The 16,908-nt window shown below is 30.2% G+C and carries 15 protein-coding genes; 1 reads left to right on the top strand and 14 read right to left on the bottom strand.

All coding sequences use genetic code 11. The features are described from left to right. The first annotated feature begins 117 nt into the window (after positions 1-117). The gene (locus tag ICJ85_RS05000) at positions 118-1,425 is read left to right on the top strand and encodes a phenylacetate--CoA ligase family protein (protein WP_188222681.1); all 1,308 of its coding nucleotides are present in this window, start codon (positions 118-120) and stop codon (positions 1,423-1,425) included. Here the strand turns inward: ICJ85_RS05000 and ICJ85_RS04995 are convergent. From ICJ85_RS04995 to ICJ85_RS04930, 14 genes are all read right to left on the bottom strand, one after another. Continuing rightward, complete coding sequence (locus ICJ85_RS04995) at positions 1,422-2,174, bottom strand: glycosyltransferase family 2 protein (RefSeq protein ID WP_188222680.1); 753 nt, start codon at positions 2,172-2,174, stop codon at positions 1,422-1,424. The genes ICJ85_RS05000 and ICJ85_RS04995 overlap by 4 nt on opposite strands. Then, on the bottom strand, positions 2,174-3,457 hold the full coding sequence (locus ICJ85_RS04990) for an undecaprenyl-phosphate glucose phosphotransferase (RefSeq protein WP_188223127.1): 1,284 nt from the start codon (positions 3,455-3,457) through the stop codon (positions 2,174-2,176). Before ICJ85_RS04990 ends, ICJ85_RS04995 begins: the two co-directional genes overlap by 1 nt. Before the next feature lie 73 nt (positions 3,458-3,530). After that, complete coding sequence (locus ICJ85_RS04985) at positions 3,531-4,517, bottom strand: UDP-glucuronic acid decarboxylase family protein (RefSeq protein WP_188222679.1); 987 nt, start codon at positions 4,515-4,517, stop codon at positions 3,531-3,533. Between the two features lie 10 nt (positions 4,518-4,527). Continuing rightward, entirely contained in the window at positions 4,528-5,928 is a 1,401-nt protein-coding gene (locus tag ICJ85_RS04980; protein ID WP_188222678.1) for a UDP-glucose 6-dehydrogenase, read from the bottom strand. A gap of 9 nt (positions 5,929-5,937) precedes the next feature. Continuing rightward, on the bottom strand, positions 5,938-7,146 hold the full coding sequence (locus ICJ85_RS04975; protein ID WP_188222677.1) for a WcaI family glycosyltransferase: 1,209 nt from the start codon (positions 7,144-7,146) through the stop codon (positions 5,938-5,940). Further along, positions 7,139-7,693 (bottom strand): putative colanic acid biosynthesis acetyltransferase, encoded by a 555-nt coding sequence (locus ICJ85_RS04970; protein ID WP_188222676.1) that lies wholly within the window; start codon positions 7,691-7,693, stop codon positions 7,139-7,141. The genes ICJ85_RS04975 and ICJ85_RS04970 overlap by 8 nt, the downstream gene beginning before the upstream one ends. A gap of 13 nt (positions 7,694-7,706) precedes the next feature. Then, the gene (locus ICJ85_RS04965) at positions 7,707-8,786 is read right to left on the bottom strand and encodes a glycosyltransferase family 4 protein (RefSeq protein ID WP_188222675.1); all 1,080 of its coding nucleotides are present in this window, start codon (positions 8,784-8,786) and stop codon (positions 7,707-7,709) included. Further along, positions 8,779-10,044, bottom strand: a complete 1,266-nt coding sequence (locus ICJ85_RS04960) for an O-antigen ligase family protein (protein WP_188222674.1) — start codon at positions 10,042-10,044, stop codon at positions 8,779-8,781. Before ICJ85_RS04960 ends, ICJ85_RS04965 begins: the two co-directional genes overlap by 8 nt. A gap of 7 nt (positions 10,045-10,051) precedes the next feature. Then, positions 10,052-10,711, bottom strand: coding sequence for an SGNH/GDSL hydrolase family protein (locus ICJ85_RS04955; protein WP_188222673.1), 660 nt, complete (start codon positions 10,709-10,711; stop codon positions 10,052-10,054). Beyond that, positions 10,708-11,976 carry a hypothetical protein gene (locus ICJ85_RS04950; RefSeq protein WP_188222672.1) on the bottom strand — a complete coding sequence of 423 codons (1,269 nt, stop codon included), beginning with the start codon at positions 11,974-11,976 and terminating at the stop codon, positions 10,708-10,710. The genes ICJ85_RS04955 and ICJ85_RS04950 overlap by 4 nt, the downstream gene beginning before the upstream one ends. Positions 11,977-11,997: 21 nt before the next feature. Then, positions 11,998-13,242: an oligosaccharide flippase family protein gene (locus ICJ85_RS04945; protein WP_188222671.1), complete on the bottom strand. Its 1,245-nt coding sequence runs from the start codon at positions 13,240-13,242 to the stop codon at positions 11,998-12,000. Then, the gene (locus ICJ85_RS04940) at positions 13,223-14,407 is read right to left on the bottom strand and encodes a CDP-glycerol glycerophosphotransferase family protein (RefSeq protein ID WP_188222670.1); all 1,185 of its coding nucleotides are present in this window, start codon (positions 14,405-14,407) and stop codon (positions 13,223-13,225) included. The genes ICJ85_RS04945 and ICJ85_RS04940 overlap by 20 nt, the downstream gene beginning before the upstream one ends. After that, positions 14,407-15,765 carry a glycerol-3-phosphate cytidylyltransferase gene (tagD, locus tag ICJ85_RS16535; RefSeq protein WP_188222669.1) on the bottom strand — a complete coding sequence of 453 codons (1,359 nt, stop codon included), beginning with the start codon at positions 15,763-15,765 and terminating at the stop codon, positions 14,407-14,409. Before tagD ends, ICJ85_RS04940 begins: the two co-directional genes overlap by 1 nt. Before the next feature lie 65 nt (positions 15,766-15,830). Further along, entirely contained in the window at positions 15,831-16,907 is a 1,077-nt protein-coding gene (locus ICJ85_RS04930; RefSeq protein WP_188222668.1) for a GDP-L-fucose synthase family protein, read from the bottom strand. Position 16,908: the final 1 nt, after the last annotated feature.

Raw genomic sequence — 16,908 nt, 5'->3', positions numbered from 1 at the left:
CAATTTATTGTTATTTAATGCTAAGCACTAAACGTAATTTTTATGAGTGCAAAAATAAAATTAATGCCTCGAATTCACGACTTTTTTTTATTTACTTTACAAAAATAATGTGTCCTGTTGAATTTATTTAATCTATCGTTAGCTTTAAAAGGCTTTCCTGTTAAGGAAACCAATACCCTTTTGAAATCTATTCAAAATATTAGTGAGGAACATTACGCGGAATATTTAAACATACAAAAACAGACTATTGTTGCCTACCATTTAAAACATAACCCGTTTTACAAAATGTTTGCTAAAGATGCCAACCCAAACGATTGGAATAGTATTCCGGTCATGACCAAACGAGATTTACAACAACCGCTTTCAAATCGGATTTCAGAAGAATTTTCTAAAAAAAACACATTTGTAAATAAAACATCTGGTTCTTCTGGTGATCCCTTTATTTTTGCAAAAGACACCTTTTCTCATGCTTTAACATGGTCTGGCATTTTTGATCGCTATGGCTGGTATAATATTGATTTAAACACATCGAAACAAGCGCGATTTTATGGTATTCCTCTAGACAAAAAAAGCTATTACAAAGAACGTTTCAAAGATACTCTAGGGAACAGGTACAGATTCTCGGTTTTCAATTTAAGTGATTCTGAATTTGAAAAAACCCTTGATAAATTTAAAGCAACAAAATTCGACTACATAAACGGCTATACCAGTTCTATTGTTCAATTCGCAAAGTTTATTCAAAAGAAACATCTTGTTTTAAAAGATATTTGTCCGACATTAAAATTGTGTATTGTGACTTCGGAAATGCTATTTGAAGATGATCGAACACTTTTAGAAACGCAGTGTGGCATTCCTATTGTCAATGAATACGGTGCTGCAGAATTAGGAATAATCGCTTTTGAAAACCCAAGCAACCAATGGATTGTAAATAGTGACGATTTGTTTGTTGAGATTTTAGATAAAAACAACCAAGCGCTACCCTACGGCAAAGAGGGTCGCATAGTTGTTACATCTCTCTACAATAAAGCGCTCCCCTTTATTCGTTACGACTTAGGCGATATAGGAACTTTAGCAGAATCCAGCACCTTGAAAACCCCAATACTTAAACATTTAACCGGCCGCACCAACGATATTGTCAAGCTGCCAAGCGGAAAAACGGCAGCAGGCTTAACCTTCTATTATGTGACTAAAACCGTGATTGAAGATTCAGGCAATGTAAAAGAATTCATTATTGAACAAACTAAGATAAATACCTTTAAAATTAGTTATGTTAGCGATATTGCTCTTTCAGAAAAAGACAAAACAAATATTAAAACTGCTATTGAAACGTATCTGGAATCTGGACTAACAGTTCAATTTGAAAGGAAAGAACGCTTAAGTCGCGAAAAAAGCGGCAAATTAAACCAATTTAAGTCTTTAATTTAATTATTGTATTTTAAAAAACCTCTGTACATCCATTGAAACATATAATATGCAGAGCTTAATACACTTAAATTTTCAACTTCTCTATAAAATTCCCACTGATATTTAATTAATCCTTTTTTATTTCTGGAAAGCGAATGTTTCCGAATTCTATAAATAGCCTTAGGCTCTTGAATCCCGCAGGCATATGGAATATCCTTTAAATACTGAAGCCACAAACCCATATCCTGTCTTTTTTTTATTTCAGGCATATACTTTTTCCCTAAAATACTAATATCCAAAAATGCCGTTAAACAACTTATGGAATTGGATTTTAATATATCGGTATAGGTTACCTTTTCGGGAACAATAAAATCAGAATAAATAAAATTTAAATCTTCATCCGATCTTTTGTAAGATGAAAATACAAACGGAATTTTAGTACTATGAATCGTCTTGATGCTGTTTTCAAGAAAATCTGGAAACCATATATCATCGGCATCCAAAAAGGTCATGTACTGACCTTTAATTTGTTCTATGCCATTATTTCTGGCAACGGCCGGTCCTGAGTTTGTCTCTAACTCAATAAGTTTTATTCTTGAATCTTCAGCAATGTATTCTTTAATAATGTCAACTGTATGATCCAAAGAACTATCATCAACAATAATCCATTCCCAATTTTGGTAGGTTTGCTTTTGAACAGATTCAATAGTTTCAGTAATATATTTAGCCGAATTATAAGAAGGTGTTATTATTGAAACTAAACCTTCCATTAGTATGCTTTTTCTTCACCTTTAACAGCGTTTAAAAACGTTTGTATCACAATTTTTAGGTCTAATAACAGCGACCAGTTTTCTATATAGAATATATCGTATTTAACACGGTTAACAATATCTTTATCGGTTTCTATTTCACCCCTAAAGCCACTGGTTTGTGCTAAACCCGTTATACCAGGTTTTACAAAGTGACGTACCATAAACTTATCGATTCTTTCTGCATACATGTTGGTATGTTTTACCATATGCGGTCTTGGACCGACCACAGACATGTCTCCAAAAAGCACATTAAAAAACTGAGGTAATTCATCTATGCTTGTTTTTCGAATAAACGCTCCAACCTTAGTAATTCGCATATCGCCTTTAGTTGCTTGTTGCTCGTTGGCATCATCGTTAGGTGTCATAGAACGAAATTTATAGCAGTCGAATTCTTTATAATTGAACCCATTTCTGGACTGTTTAAAAAATATTGGCCCCTTTGATTCTAATCTTATAATTATTGCTAAAATTGGGGTTAACCAAGATAATAAGAAAATAATAACACACGATGAAAAAATAATATCGAAAGCTCGTTTTGCGAACTTATTAACCGGCTCCTGAATTGGTATATCTCTCATAGAGAGTATAGGTATATAGTCGTAATATTCATATTTCAATTTTCTTGAATAAATATCCTTATTATCTGGTATAAATTTTAATTCTTTCAAATTATTATCGGCAAAATCAATAAGTTTATTAATCTGCTTATTTGATAAAGCAGCTACTGAAAAATATATCTCATTTATTTCATTTTCAATAATATAATCGAAACATTTTTTTAAGGAAAATTCATCATCTTTTACTGTAAACTGCTTCTTAAACTTATAACCTAAATGAAGTTTGGTGTTAAAAATTTTGATTAATTGTCTTGCTTTTTCGGTATTTCCAAGAACAATTACATTTCTTAGATTCCCTCCTAAAACTGCTCTATACCTATTAAGCAGGAAAAAGGTCAAAATTTTAAAAAAAGACACCAAAAGAAACACCGAAATCAAATACTCACCCAAAGCCAATCTACTAATATTAGGTTGTTTAAAAAAACCTATATAAGCATACAACGCAAAAGCGAGTAACACAAATTGTCTCAGCAACAAAGCGACGATTTGGAATAAACGCGTATGTCTTTGTACCTCATAAAAATGATTATAGAACGCAATAGCTTCCCAAAAAATCACCAAATACAATAGAAAAAAATAAACATGATTGAAATTTATAGGAAACAAAAAAATAGCTCCTACCATGAGTCCTATATCAATACAGCGAGATATAGGATTAATAAATTTAGAAAATCGTCCTTTTTGGTTTGTACTCAATTTACTTTTTTATATGTTGTTTAAAATCTTTGTGTTCACTTTTAAATAACTCCTCTTCCGATAAAGTTTTAAAATAATCAAACGTCCATTTCATACCCTGTTCTCGAGTTACTTTCGGCTCCCAATGTAATAGTTTTTTAGCTAAACTTATATCTGGTTGTCGTTGTAATGGATCATCAATTGGTAGCTCTTTATAAATAACCTTCTGAGATGTATTTGTTAATTTAATGATTTCTTCAGCAAAATCTTTAATTGAAATTTCATGAGGATTTCCAATATTAACCGGATAGGCATAGTCACTAAATAATAATCGATAAATACCTTCAACCTGATCGTCTACATAGCAAAACGATCGGGTTTGCGAACCATCACCAAAAACGGTTAAGTCTTCCCCTCTTAAGGCCTGTCCCATAAATGCAGGTATAACACGACCATCATTCAATCGCATTCTTGGTCCATAAGTATTAAAAATACGCACTATGCGAGTTTCTAATCCATGAAAACGATGATAAGCCATAGTTATAGACTCTTGGAAACGTTTCGCCTCATCATAAACACCTCTTGGCCCTATGGTATTTACATTTCCATAATAATCCTCAGACTGTGGATGCACTAACGGATCACCGTATACCTCAGACGTTGAGGCAATTAATATTTTCGCATTTTTCGCTTTGGCTAAACCTAACAAATTATGCGTTCCTAAAGAACCTACCTTCAGTGTTTGAATAGGTATTTTTAGATAATCTATGGGACTCGCAGGCGATGCAAAATGAAGGATATAATCTAATTCACCTTCTATTTGAATAAACTCGGTAACATCGTGCTCTATAAACTTGAAATTCGGATGATTTATTAAATGAATAAGGTTCTTTTTGTCACCGGTAATGAAATTATCCATACCTATAACATGATATCCTTCATTTATGAAACGATCACATAAATGTGAACCCAAAAATCCAGCAGCACCTGTTATTAGAACCTTTTTCATTGATAGTTTTTTATTTAGAACCTTTTCCGATGGAGTAACACACAAATCCGATTTTTTCCAAAGCTTTTGTGTCTAAAATACCACGACCGTCAAAAACGAAAGCAGGCTTTAACATATTATTGTAAATACGTTGCCAGTCATAAGTTTTAAATTCATCCCATTCGGTTAATACCGCAATAGCATGGGACTCTTTACAAGCTTGGTAAGGATCTTTCAGCACTTTTAATAACGCTCTATTCTCTGCTTCAGTTCTGGTATTTAAATAATCCAAATCCGCATACATACGTTCTTCGCTCACCTTAGGATCGTACACCTCAATATGCGCTTGTTCGTTTAATAGATTATCGGCCACCTGAATCGCCGCAGACTCACGGGTATCGTTCGTATCTTTTTTAAACGCCCAACCTAAAAAGGTGATTTTCTTTCCGGAAACAGTATTATAGAGCGTAGAAACAATATTGTTTGAAAAACGATTCTTTTGATAATCGTTCATAATGATAACCTGCTCCCAATAATCAGCAACTTCATTTAAGCCGTAGGTTTTAGCGATATAAACAAGATTTAAGATATCCTTTTGAAAACAAGACCCTCCAAAGCCAACAGAAGATTTTAAAAACTTAGAACCTATCCTGGAATCTAATCCAATAGCTTTGGCTACTTCATTCACATCGGCACCCGTTTTTTCACAAAGCGCCGATATGGAATTTATGGATGATACCCGCTGTGCTAAAAAGGCATTAGCTGTTAATTTAGAAAGTTCAGATGACCAGACATTGGTTGTTAAAATACGTTCCTTAGGCACCCAATTGGCATATACATCAACTAAAGCTTGAATCGCCTCTTGTCCTTTATCCGAAGTATCACCTCCTATTAAAACACGATCTGGAGACAGTAAATCTTCAATAGCTGTTCCTTCTGCTAAAAATTCAGGATTTGATAGTATTTGAAACTCCACCCCATTGCCTGTATGATCTAAAATATTTTTTATGGCTGATGCTGTACGAACCGGCAATGTAGATTTCTCAACCACAATTTTATTGGATTTTGACACCGATGCAATCTGACGTGCACATAATTCAATATATTTTAAATCGGCTGCCATGCCTTTACCTTTACCATAGGTCTTAGTTGGTGTGTTCACGGATATAAAAATCATATCGGCTTCGTCAATGGCTTGGTCCACATCGGTAGAAAAAAACAAATTTCTTCCACGAGCTTCACCAACAACTTTGTCTAATCCTGGCTCAAACACCGGTAATTTATTCAAATCGGCATCATTCCATGCAGCAATTCTAGAGGCGTTAAGATCCACAACCGTTACTTTAATATGTGAACATTGTTGAGCAATCACAGCCATGGTTGGGCCACCTACGTAGCCTGCGCCGATGCAGCAAATGGTTTTAATTTTCATTTATTAAGACTATCTAACTAATTCTTTTACAAACTTATTTAAAACTTCCTGTTGAGAAAACTTTTCTTGAACATACTTTTTGGCATTTACCCCTAAAGTCTCCTTTAATTTTTTATCTTCTCTCAAGATTTTAACACAATCTATTATTTCTTTTACTGAATTACCCTCAAAATAATAGCCCCCATTAGATTCTTCAAGGACAGTTGCCACCTCACTTTTCATATTTCCTGTAACTATAGAAGGCTTACCACTAGCCATCATTCCCAATAGTTTAGAGGGCATAACGGTATCAATAACATCTGTTTTTTGAAATAACACATGCACATCTGCACTTGATAACAAAACAGGTAATTCTTCAAAAGGCACTAAATTATAATGCTTAATAAATTGAAAGTCTTGTAACGCTGAAACCACTTTGTTCTTTTCGGCACCTTCTCCAACAACAACAACCTCAAGGTTATCCATATTTTTCAATTGACTTACAAAATCAATAAAAAATTTCCAATCTTGTTTTGCCCCGATATTTCCTGAGTACAAAATTTTAAATTTAGCAGATTGTAAATACGGATGAACTTTATTCTGTAAATCATCAAATAATGAAACATCTATCCAATTGGTAAGATAATACGACTTCGTCTTAGATTTAGAATTAAGCTTATTTATCATCCCGTAACTTATGGTGGAAACTACATCGGCCTTATTAAGTAATTTTTTTTCAACCCATAACAGGGACTTAAAAATACGCTTTGCATTGCCTTTTAATAAGCCAGAATCTATTGCCGCATCAAACTCAAAATCCTGAATATGAACCCATAACTTGGATTTATAGCGAAACTTTAAAAACCAGCCTAATAAAACAGAAGTTGTAAAGGGTACTATAGCGATCACAACATCTGGTTTAGAGACTTTAAAAAGGTTTATAAAATTTCCAAAAGTAAAACTTAAAAGATGAATAATACGTTTTGAAAACGTAGGATTACTTGGTACATATTGCTTACTTCTAAAAACGGTTACGCCATTAATGGTTTCTTTAAGTAAATATGATTTCTTCTTATAATCTTCCCTAATTTCCCATTGTGGGTAATAAGGAAACCCTGTAATTACAGTGACATCAAATCCTTGACTTACTAAAAACTCTGCTTTTTGTGTTGTATACAAACCAATTGCGCTATCCTCAGGATAATAGTTTATACCTACAATGATAATTCTTTTATTCAATGTTTCTTTTCTTTAACAATTTAGCCGGAGATCCTGCATATACAGAAAAAGCCTTTAAATCTTTAAATACAGAACTTCTGGCTCCTACAACAGTTCCTTTTTCAATTAATACTCCCGGAGCAACAAAAACATCTGTGGCCAACCAACACCCCTCTTCTATGGTTATTTTCTTAGCATAAATTGGAAACTCTTTTTTTGCATAGTCATGAGACCCTGTACAAATATAACTTCTTTGAGATATAACAACATTTGAACCTATCTCAATCTCCCCAAGAGAATACAATACAACCTCATCGCCTATCCAGCTATAATCGCCAATAGATACTTTCCAGGGGTAGGTCATTTTTACTGAAGGTCTTATAACAACACCTTTTCCTATTTTAGCCCCGAAACAACGCAAAAGAAAGCGTCTCCACCCATATAAAAATTGTGGAGACCATTCAAATAAAGTGGATTGGATTAACCACCAAATCTGAACAAACCAACCTGGCTTGCCTCTAAAACCTGTAGGGTTTTTATATAAACTTAAATCCTGATTAATCACCATCCCGTATTTCCTTTTAAACTTTAATAATTCTTGTAAGATTTGATATAAAATTTCTTACTTGATAATTACGTTTGGCTACTTCGTAATTTTCATTCCTAATTTTATCAGCCACAATTAACTCATTTGATACCATCTTTATCTTTTCAACTATATCTAAAGGATTCTTTTTCTCAATATAATAACCATTTTTCCCGTTTTCGAAGATATCTGGAATTCCTGCATGATTTGTAACCAAAATTAAATTTCTAGTAGCCATAGCTTCCAAAATTGAAATAGGTTGCCCCTCCATTTCATAATACGTAGGAAGTATAAAAATATTTCCCCAATCAAGTAAACTCTTTTTATCAATACCTGAAACAACACCACAATATTCTACATTTTTTAATTTATTAAAATATTGTTCTATCACATCCTTATTTTTAACATCTATATTTCCTGCTATTCTAGCTTCATATTGAAAACCCTCATTTTCTAAAATTAAAAAAGCTTCCAAAAGATCTAAAATCCCCTTTTCTTGCATTAAATTACTTAAAAATATGATTTTAGGTTTTTCGATAGTTTCCTTTTCAGTTTCCTTTTGAGAAAACAAATAATCCTCAACAAAATTATATAATACAAAAATCTGTTTATTATCTATAAAGGGTAACATATTCCCTTTCAAGGATTCTGACAGCACAATGCCTTTTGAAGTTTTACCTAAAAGCCAACTAAATATTGCTTTTTTCACCCCTTTTAGCTGAGCATACTCTTTCACCAAATAATTTCCATGAACATGTATTATTAATTCTTTACCAAACATTTTTGTTAAAAGTATAAATATGGCATACTTCATTATCCCAAAAAACGTTTGGCCTGGGGTAATATAGACAGTATTAACTTTAAATATCTTATAAGCCTGAAAATTAAGTTTTAGAAAAAACAGAGCCTTGCTTAATGAAAACTTCCCTAAACTTTCCTCAAATTTATTATACGAAGTGTTAATAGTTTCTACCTTAAAACCATTAACTTCTAAACCATCATCAACAACTTTATTGGCTAGGGAAACACCAGTTGTAGGTTCTGGTAATGGTCCTATTAATAAAACTCTATTCATCAAATATTTTTTTTTCGGGGGTGGGGAGGGAATGATTCATGAATGCAAAATAATTAATAAATAGAGAAAATAAAATTACTCCATTCTGTCTATCTAAAATATTCTCAAACAACATAACCAACAAGAATAAAACTAAGACGGAACTTGCCATATAATCCTTTCTCCTATGAAATAATTTAAAATTTAAAACAATCGAATACATAAAAATAAACAATCCTGATACACCTGAAATTAATAATATTCCCAAGTATTGATTATGAGAATTATAATTACCATTATACAAAACCTCAGACTTGTTTTTATAACAACCTCTTAATGTTTCCTTTACATCACCAATACCATATCCAAAAAGTAAATTTTCCTTTATCAAAGCAAAATCACATTTATAAATATTATAGCGTATACTTGTTGATGAAAATTCTTGAACCTCTCCATAACTTTTGTTATCAAAAACTTCTTCAAACCTTTTTATTGTATCTAAAGAAAAAGCAAATATTATCCCCGCTATAATCCCGAAAAAAAACAAAGAATAAAACATAGTTTTTAACGATAATTTATACTTGTAAAGAAGCGTAATTAAAAAAGCAATAATAAGAGCTATTATAACTCCTTTTCTTGACATTATTATAATTGCAATTAATTGAATTATTGCCCCTGAATAAATTAAAAACTTAAATTTATTGTTATTATTATTTATTAGAAATAAAGATATTACTAATGATATAGATATAGCTAATGACAAATAGATAGGATGATCAGAAAACCAAAATAAATTTGTATCGAGTTCCTTTAAAAAAGGGTTAATTAAAACCTTATTAGTTTCAAATTTGAAAAAAAAAGTAGCCTTAAAAATTATAAAGCAGGCCAAAAAAACACAAGAACAAAAAAAAGAAATCGGAAAAAATTGACTATTCAAAAGCAACTTATATGAAATCTTTCTATTTCTAGAAATCAAAAAAAAACTTAAGGGTATTACAATTAAAGATAAATCAGTCGTTAAGAGCCCCAAACCAGATTTTAAATTAGAAGTGTATAACAGACTTAGTAAATAAGATAAAAACAGCAAAGAGTTAATTATAAATGGCTTCAAAACAAATTTATTCTCACCTCCATAGCCAGCTATTATACTAAACAATAAAAAAACAATAACCATTGCTCCTCTAAAATTAAAAGGTAATAGAGTAAACAAACCGAAAAAAATTAGTAAAACGTCAATTCCGTATGCAGTAATTATATTTGCAAGCTTTTTTAATTCCATAAAAAAACTAAATAATATTTCCTTTTATTAATTCCTGATAAATAATACTAGCATACAAATAATGACCAATCTGATTTGGGTGAATTCCATCCGGTATTATGCTTTTATAAAAATCTAAGTCTTCTGATCGAGCTAATAAACTTTTAGTAACATCAATAATTGGTAATCTATATTTATCGGCTACATTAAACCATAATTTTGAAGTTTCATCCAAAGAATCATGTTCAATTCTGTAACTAATTTGTTTTACATTATTTAACAAAATAAGAACAACTTGAGATCTAGAATTCTTTTCCTTAATTAGCTCAATCATTTGACTTAAATACAAATCAGGATTTTCTATATCATTATCATTTAGTCCAAATTCTAAAAAAACATAATCAAACGATTTATTTAAAACTTTAACATCCAAAGAGTCTAATCCATTCTTGGAATTCCAACTAGGGAAACCTAAATTAATATTCTTATATGAAATAGAATCTGAAGATTTACTCATAAAATCAGAAACAGTCCACATAAAAGCTCTCCATGGCTTATCTATAGGAACACCTGTACCTCTAGTTGTAGACTCTCCATACCATAAAATTTCATTAATTTGACTTTCTTCCTTTTGAGAGTAGCCTAAATTAACAAATAGTATTATTGTTATGTACAATATCAATCTCATATATAGTTTTTATTATTAATCATAGCCAAGCTAATCCAAAATAAAGGCATTGTCCATAAAAAAGAAGCGGCTGGCATTGAAAAGACAAACCAGGATAGAAAAAAAAGATTCCAAAAAACCTTTTGTAAATCTGAACTATCCAAAATGTTTTTAGCTGATTTTATAGCCATTATAATAAGTATGACAAATAAACATAATCCAAACAAACCGTACCTATATATTAAAGCCATTGGCAAAATATGAATATTATGAATTTTATCGGCTCCCAGTAAAGCTGAATTTAATACAGAAGAATCATTAAATACTTCCCTTCCATCAATTACACCACCTGATCCAGCACCAAAAATAAAAGTATATAAGTTAGTAGTCCAATAATCATAAACAGCTTGAGCTTCCAAAATTCTTTGAGAAATTGAAGTGAAAAAAGGATTAGAGAAATCTATACCTTCTTTAAAAACAAATAACAACTGATAAATTCGATAACCAACATTACTATGTTTATCTATAAAAAACAATAAACCTTCTAACAATTCTATCCTAAAAACAAAAAAAACAATTCCAAATATAAAAGAATACAAAAAAACTGTTTTTAAACTAAAAAATTTTCTAATGTATCTTAGAAATAGAAAAAAAACAACTAAAAGAAAAACTATTAATTGAGTTCTATTAGAAGACAACACTAAATACAAATAGGGCACTAACATAAAACATGCTAATATATAATTCTTAATTATAACATTTAAAAAAACTAAAACAATTAATATTATAGGCAACAAAGCCGGTGCATCAAGATTAAATAAAATGCACAAAAAAGTAACAAGCGAAAAAAAATAACTCAGTTTTTTAAATAAAATTCTATTATGTACTAATAACGGAACATTTATATCATTTAAAGAATTTCTTCTTTTCGTAATAAAGAATAAAAATGCTCCTAATAAAATATAAACAAAATCTGTAATAAAATAAACTATGGGATTTCTATTAAACAAACCAACAGGCAAAGAGATCAAAGCACTCAATATAAATAATTTGACAAAAAGATCTTGATACTTAATTGAACGTTTAAATCTTAAATTTAATTTTAAGTTGAGAAAGTCTTTCAAAAAAAATACAACAGTAAATAGCATTAGTCCCAGTCTAAGATATGGAACTCTTGAAAAACCAGACAAACCAATAAAGCTTAAGTTGTAAGCGAATACTATTTCGAAAATAATATAGTAAGTAAAAAAAATGTATTCTAAACTAGTGTCTTTAAAAATTTTCAATTTATACTTTTTATAAAATATTTAAAAGATAACAACTCTTTTTTTAATTACATATAACATTCTAATAAAACACATCAAAATGTCTCCGAAAACTCTAAGATAAACCAAATTCCAAAAAGTTATAGAATCAAAATAGTATAATACCATCAGAACAAAAAGATATAATACTGAAGTCCCTATCAGAGAAAAATTAAATTCTCTAAAATACCCAAAAGCAACTAACCCACAAGACCCCAAAATAAATGTTAATGCCACAAAAGGGGTTAAAAATGATAACACCTTTAGTGCAGATGTGTATTCTAACATATTATTTCCCCCAAACAAAGCTATAAAATCACTAGAAAAGAAAAATATTACAAAACCAATAACAGAACCAGCAAAAAAAGAAGCCAAAATTAATTTTTTAAGCATCCTCTTGTTTTTAGTTCTTGCTAAAGTGGGAAACACAGCTTGCTGAAGCATTTCAAAAGGTATTACGCTTACCATTATAATTTTTAAACTTAAATCAAATCCAGCTACTTGCTCTAACAAACAATACTTCCCTATTAGGAAAATTGTACCAAAATTAAAAACTAAAGACAAGAACCTACCTAAAAAGAAAGGAAATGTTTCTTTAGCATAATTAAGCAAAGTGGTTATTGATACTCTCCCAAAATTTACGTCATAATACTTAAACATATAGGATATCCCTAAAACTCCCATAATAATAGAAGAAATTGAAGTAACAATGATATAAATTAGGGCATCGCTTTCACTAACAACAAAAAACAATGTAGCTACTATTAAAAATAATCTTGAGAAAAATACAATTAATGTTGCCGGCTTTAAATTTTCCTTTCCTTGAAAGAACCAAACTGGAAACAAAACCTCTCCTATTCCTGTGAACATAAATAATAACAATAACTCCCTATATGCACGATACTCATGAAAAGCAGAAAGTATTAATATAAATAGTATAGATAAAACAAATAAAACAGTCTTAATTATCAAAATGGACGATACAATTTCATTAATTCTCAACTTATCTTCCTTATGGTCAACAATATACTTTGCAGCATAAACATTGAAACCAAAATTAATAATCATTAAAAAATATTGAATTATAGAATCTAACCACGTTACAAGTCCATAATTCTTATCACCCAATACTCTAATTAAATAAGCTACAATAAAAAATTTAAAACCTATATTGAAAAACTTCATCAAAGTTAGATAAGATAAGTTTTTCAAAATTAAAAGATGATCTCTATGAATATTTTTGAGCATTATCAAATATTTGGGTAAATAATTTTGCTGAAAAATCAGAATTTACGTTGTGAAATTTTTTCTTTATTTCATTTCGCCTTAAAATAAAATTATCATTTTTTTGGATAAACAATTCATCCATAAAACTCTTTAACTCCTTGATATCTGTGATAATCTCACCTGGCATATAGTCCAAAGGAGATTGAAAAACAAAGCCTCTAGAATTAAGATATTCTTCAAAATCGGAAAAAATAAAACCGATAGGTTTATCTAATAATAAAAAATCAACATAAATAGAAGAAAAATCTGTAAGCAATAAATCTACAGAATTTAATAAAGAATACATTGTAACCCCCTTCTTTCTAATCATTTCATCATTTATGAAATAGATATTTGAATAAGAATTAAAATCTTCAACCTTCATAAAATCCATCGGGTGTAGCTTAATAAAACATACTGTATTGATTGTTTGCAGATAGCTGTTAAGATAACTTAAACTATTATCCTCTAAAAAATCTTTAATCTTTCGTGTTTCCCCGTCATTCCTTATATCACCTATTACAGACTTTCTATAAGTAGGCATCCAAAGTATAGTATTTTTAAATTGACTATTGTCGGAAACAAGTAAATCTTTAAAACTATGTTTTAACTCAAATAAAAAATCATTTCTAGGTAATCCAGAAACTAATACACTTTTTTTATTAGTTTTAAATGCCTTAGCCATAATGTCTGCAAATAATTCGGAAGTTGCAATCAAAAAATCGGACTTTGGTATTCTTTTATTATCATCAAGATGACCTATCTTTTTTAAAGGCATTCCATGCCATAAATTAATGTTTGTTTGTTTACAAGATAATGTTACTTCATTAAATAATCCATGAGTATGCAATATGTATTTAGAAGATATAAATTCTTTTATTCCTTTAAAAGTTTTCTTTTTTATTATAACAAAATTTGTTCTAGTTGTATAATTAGAAATTAACGCTTTAAAATCTTCTTTACTATCATAACTATCAACTAACCATACATTTTCAAATGATGGATGATTATTTATTAAATAAACAAAAAACGCAAAACTATTATCTGAAACATCAGGGAAACTATAATATAAAATCTTCTTTTTGTTAATAGGTATAAAAACACGAAAAAGTTTTATAATAATAGGGATTATAAATTTCTTTAACATTATTTATCCAAAATAGATTTTAATTTAGTAGTAGAAATACCTAAAGTTCTTGGCAAATAAACAACATCGCAATATTCAGTTAAATAATCAAACTTGCCTTTCCAATCGTCACCCATAACAAATACATCAACTTCATTATTCTTGACATCTTGAACTTTTTGCTCCCATTCTGACTCAGGTATAACCAAATCAACGTATTCTACAGCTTCTAAAAATTCCTTTCGCTTCTCATATGAAATTTGACAGTTTTTTCCTTTTACTTGATTAAATTCATCCGTAGAAATTCCAACTACTAGTCTATCTCCCAATTCTTTCGCTCTTCTTAATATTTCTAAATGACCATAGTGTAATAAGTCAAACGTCCCATAAGTCAAAACCGTTTTCATTTTTTTGTTAATCAATGAATCAAAGTGAATTTCAAAAAAAGCCTCTTTATTTTCAAAAAAACTTGCTAATTTAGAAAACAATGGAAGTCTATTTTTGACTTCTTCGGACAACAAATTATTTATTAATTTAATGGTTTTTAAACCTTCTAAAACAACTTTATTCTTTTTATTACCGATTTTATAAAACCCCTTCCCTATCAACAAGCCGAGAGTCCTATTTCTACTTAAATCATTTAAAGATGTAATTCCTACATCACCATAACCACATGAAAGAAATAAAGAATCCTCTCTACCTCCAAGTTCCTTCAATAAAATTCTTATTTCCGAAAAAGACTTAGTTAAAATCATAAATCTAGTATTAGGCGAATTGTACTGAGCATCTGTAATACCAATCAGTATGGCGTAAATATTTTTGAGAACACTTAACAATTCAACACCAATAATATCTGTTGTATAATCTACATGTATATTGGTTTCTGAAATAATCTTCTCAATTCTGTTGTATTGCTCTCTGGTCTTATAACCAATTGTAAAAATTGAATGTGCTCCATTAATTAATTCAGAAGAAAAAGTAGGTCCTTTCATAGCTATCACATTATTCGTACTTAATTCCTTTTTGAGATAGTCAATTATTGTTAAACCTTCTTTTAAAATACCTTTAGATAAATTTACAATTAAGACATCCTTGCTAATAAAAAATTTTAAATTACTAATAATATCAACTATTTTTTTTGATGGAATAGCTAAAAAAATTATATCCGCCTCTGTTAAAGCTTTCCTATTCGTTGTAGCTTTTAAGCGTTTGCTTAATTTTTTATTCGGAAAATATCTTTTGTTCGTATGTAAATTGTTGACTTCCTTAGACTGTGACTCATTTCTAACGAATAATACTACATTATTGTTTAAATTTTCAGCTAACTGATTACCTATAGCGGTTCCAAACGCTCCACCTCCTAATATATAAATATCCATTTTACTCGTTTTTAAACTTAAATTTAATAAATAATATATTTAATAATTTTACTCTTTTATAAATGTCAAAATCTTGCAACATACCATTCATAAATTCTTTCTACCCCTTCACTTAGTGCCACCTTATACTTCCATCCCAAACCATTAAGTTTCGAAACATCAGTTAACTTACGCATGGTTCCATCGGGTTTTTCAGTATTAAATACTAAATTTCCTTTAAAACCAATTATTTCCCTAATCGTTTCAGCTAATTCTTTAATAGATACGTCAGTTCCTGTACCAATATTGATGTGCGTATTACGGATTTCTTTTTGGGTTGTTTCAACAGATTGCTTCATTGCATTCGCAATGATGATATCCTTAAAATCTCTCTTTTCCATCAAAAAAACACAGGCATCCGCCATGTCTTCACTCCACAAAAATTCTCGTTTTGGCTTGCCAGACCCCCAGATTTCCACACTTTGTTCGGAAACGCCAAATGTTGCCAAATAATCTTTTGCTTCCTCTATATCCGAAACACCCAAATCTTTGATTACGGCATCATATCTTGATTCAGATAACAACTTCGCTAAATGTATTTTACGAATTAAAGCCGGTAGAACATGTGATCTTTCCAAATCGAAATTATCGTTCGGCCCATACAGGTTTGTAGGCATTACCGAAATAAAATTCGTACCATACTGCAAATTATAGCTTTCGCACATCTTAATGCCGGCTATTTTTGCAATGGCATAAGGTTCGTTTGTGTATTCCAAAGTATCAGTCAACAGATATTCCTCTTTCATGGGTTGGGGCGCATGTTTAGGGTAAATACAGGTACTTCCTAAAAACAGTAACTTCTTTACATTATGAATATAACTTTGATGAATCACATTATTCTGAATCATCATGTTTTCATAGATAAAATCAGCTCTATATACATTATTAGCCACGATACCTCCTACTTTTGCTGCTGCCAAAAACACATATTCAGGCTGCTCTTCTTTAAAAAATGAAGCAACGTCCACCTGATTCGTTAAATCTAATTCCTTGTGCGTACGAGTTACAATATTATTGTAGCCTTTAACCTGAAGATTTTTTAAAATTGCACTACCGACTAAACCGCGATGGCCAGCTACATAAATTTTAGAATTTTTATTCATA

This window comes from Aestuariibaculum marinum, from assembly GCF_014596975.1.
Lineage (GTDB): Bacteria > Bacteroidota > Bacteroidia > Flavobacteriales > Flavobacteriaceae > Aestuariibaculum > Aestuariibaculum marinum.
This window is presented reverse-complemented; position numbering and strand designations above follow the sequence as displayed.

Coding starts and splice junctions, on each gene's coding strand:
- ICJ85_RS04995 (WP_188222680.1), bottom strand. CDS start 2,174: ATGGAAGGTTTAGTTTCAATAATAACACCTTCTTATAATTCGGCTAAA.
- ICJ85_RS04990 (WP_188223127.1), bottom strand. CDS start 3,457: ATGGTAGGAGCTATTTTTTTGTTTCCTATAAATTTCAATCATGTTTAT.
- ICJ85_RS04985 (WP_188222679.1), bottom strand. CDS start 4,517: ATGAAAAAGGTTCTAATAACAGGTGCTGCTGGATTTTTGGGTTCACAT.
- ICJ85_RS04980 (WP_188222678.1), bottom strand. CDS start 5,928: ATGAAAATTAAAACCATTTGCTGCATCGGCGCAGGCTACGTAGGTGGC.
- ICJ85_RS04970 (WP_188222676.1), bottom strand. CDS start 7,693: ATGGTGATTAATCAGGATTTAAGTTTATATAAAAACCCTACAGGTTTT.
- ICJ85_RS04965 (WP_188222675.1), bottom strand. CDS start 8,786: ATGAATAGAGTTTTATTAATAGGACCATTACCAGAACCTACAACTGGT.
- ICJ85_RS04960 (WP_188222674.1), bottom strand. CDS start 10,044: ATGGAATTAAAAAAGCTTGCAAATATAATTACTGCATACGGAATTGAC.
- ICJ85_RS04955 (WP_188222673.1), bottom strand. CDS start 10,711: ATGAGATTGATATTGTACATAACAATAATACTATTTGTTAATTTAGGC.
- ICJ85_RS04945 (WP_188222671.1), bottom strand. CDS start 13,242: ATGCTCAAAAATATTCATAGAGATCATCTTTTAATTTTGAAAAACTTA.
- ICJ85_RS04940 (WP_188222670.1), bottom strand. CDS start 14,407: ATGTTAAAGAAATTTATAATCCCTATTATTATAAAACTTTTTCGTGTT.
- tagD (WP_188222669.1), bottom strand. CDS start 15,765: ATGGATATTTATATATTAGGAGGTGGAGCGTTTGGAACCGCTATAGGT.
- ICJ85_RS04930 (WP_188222668.1), bottom strand. CDS start 16,907: ATGAATAAAAATTCTAAAATTTATGTAGCTGGCCATCGCGGTTTAGTC.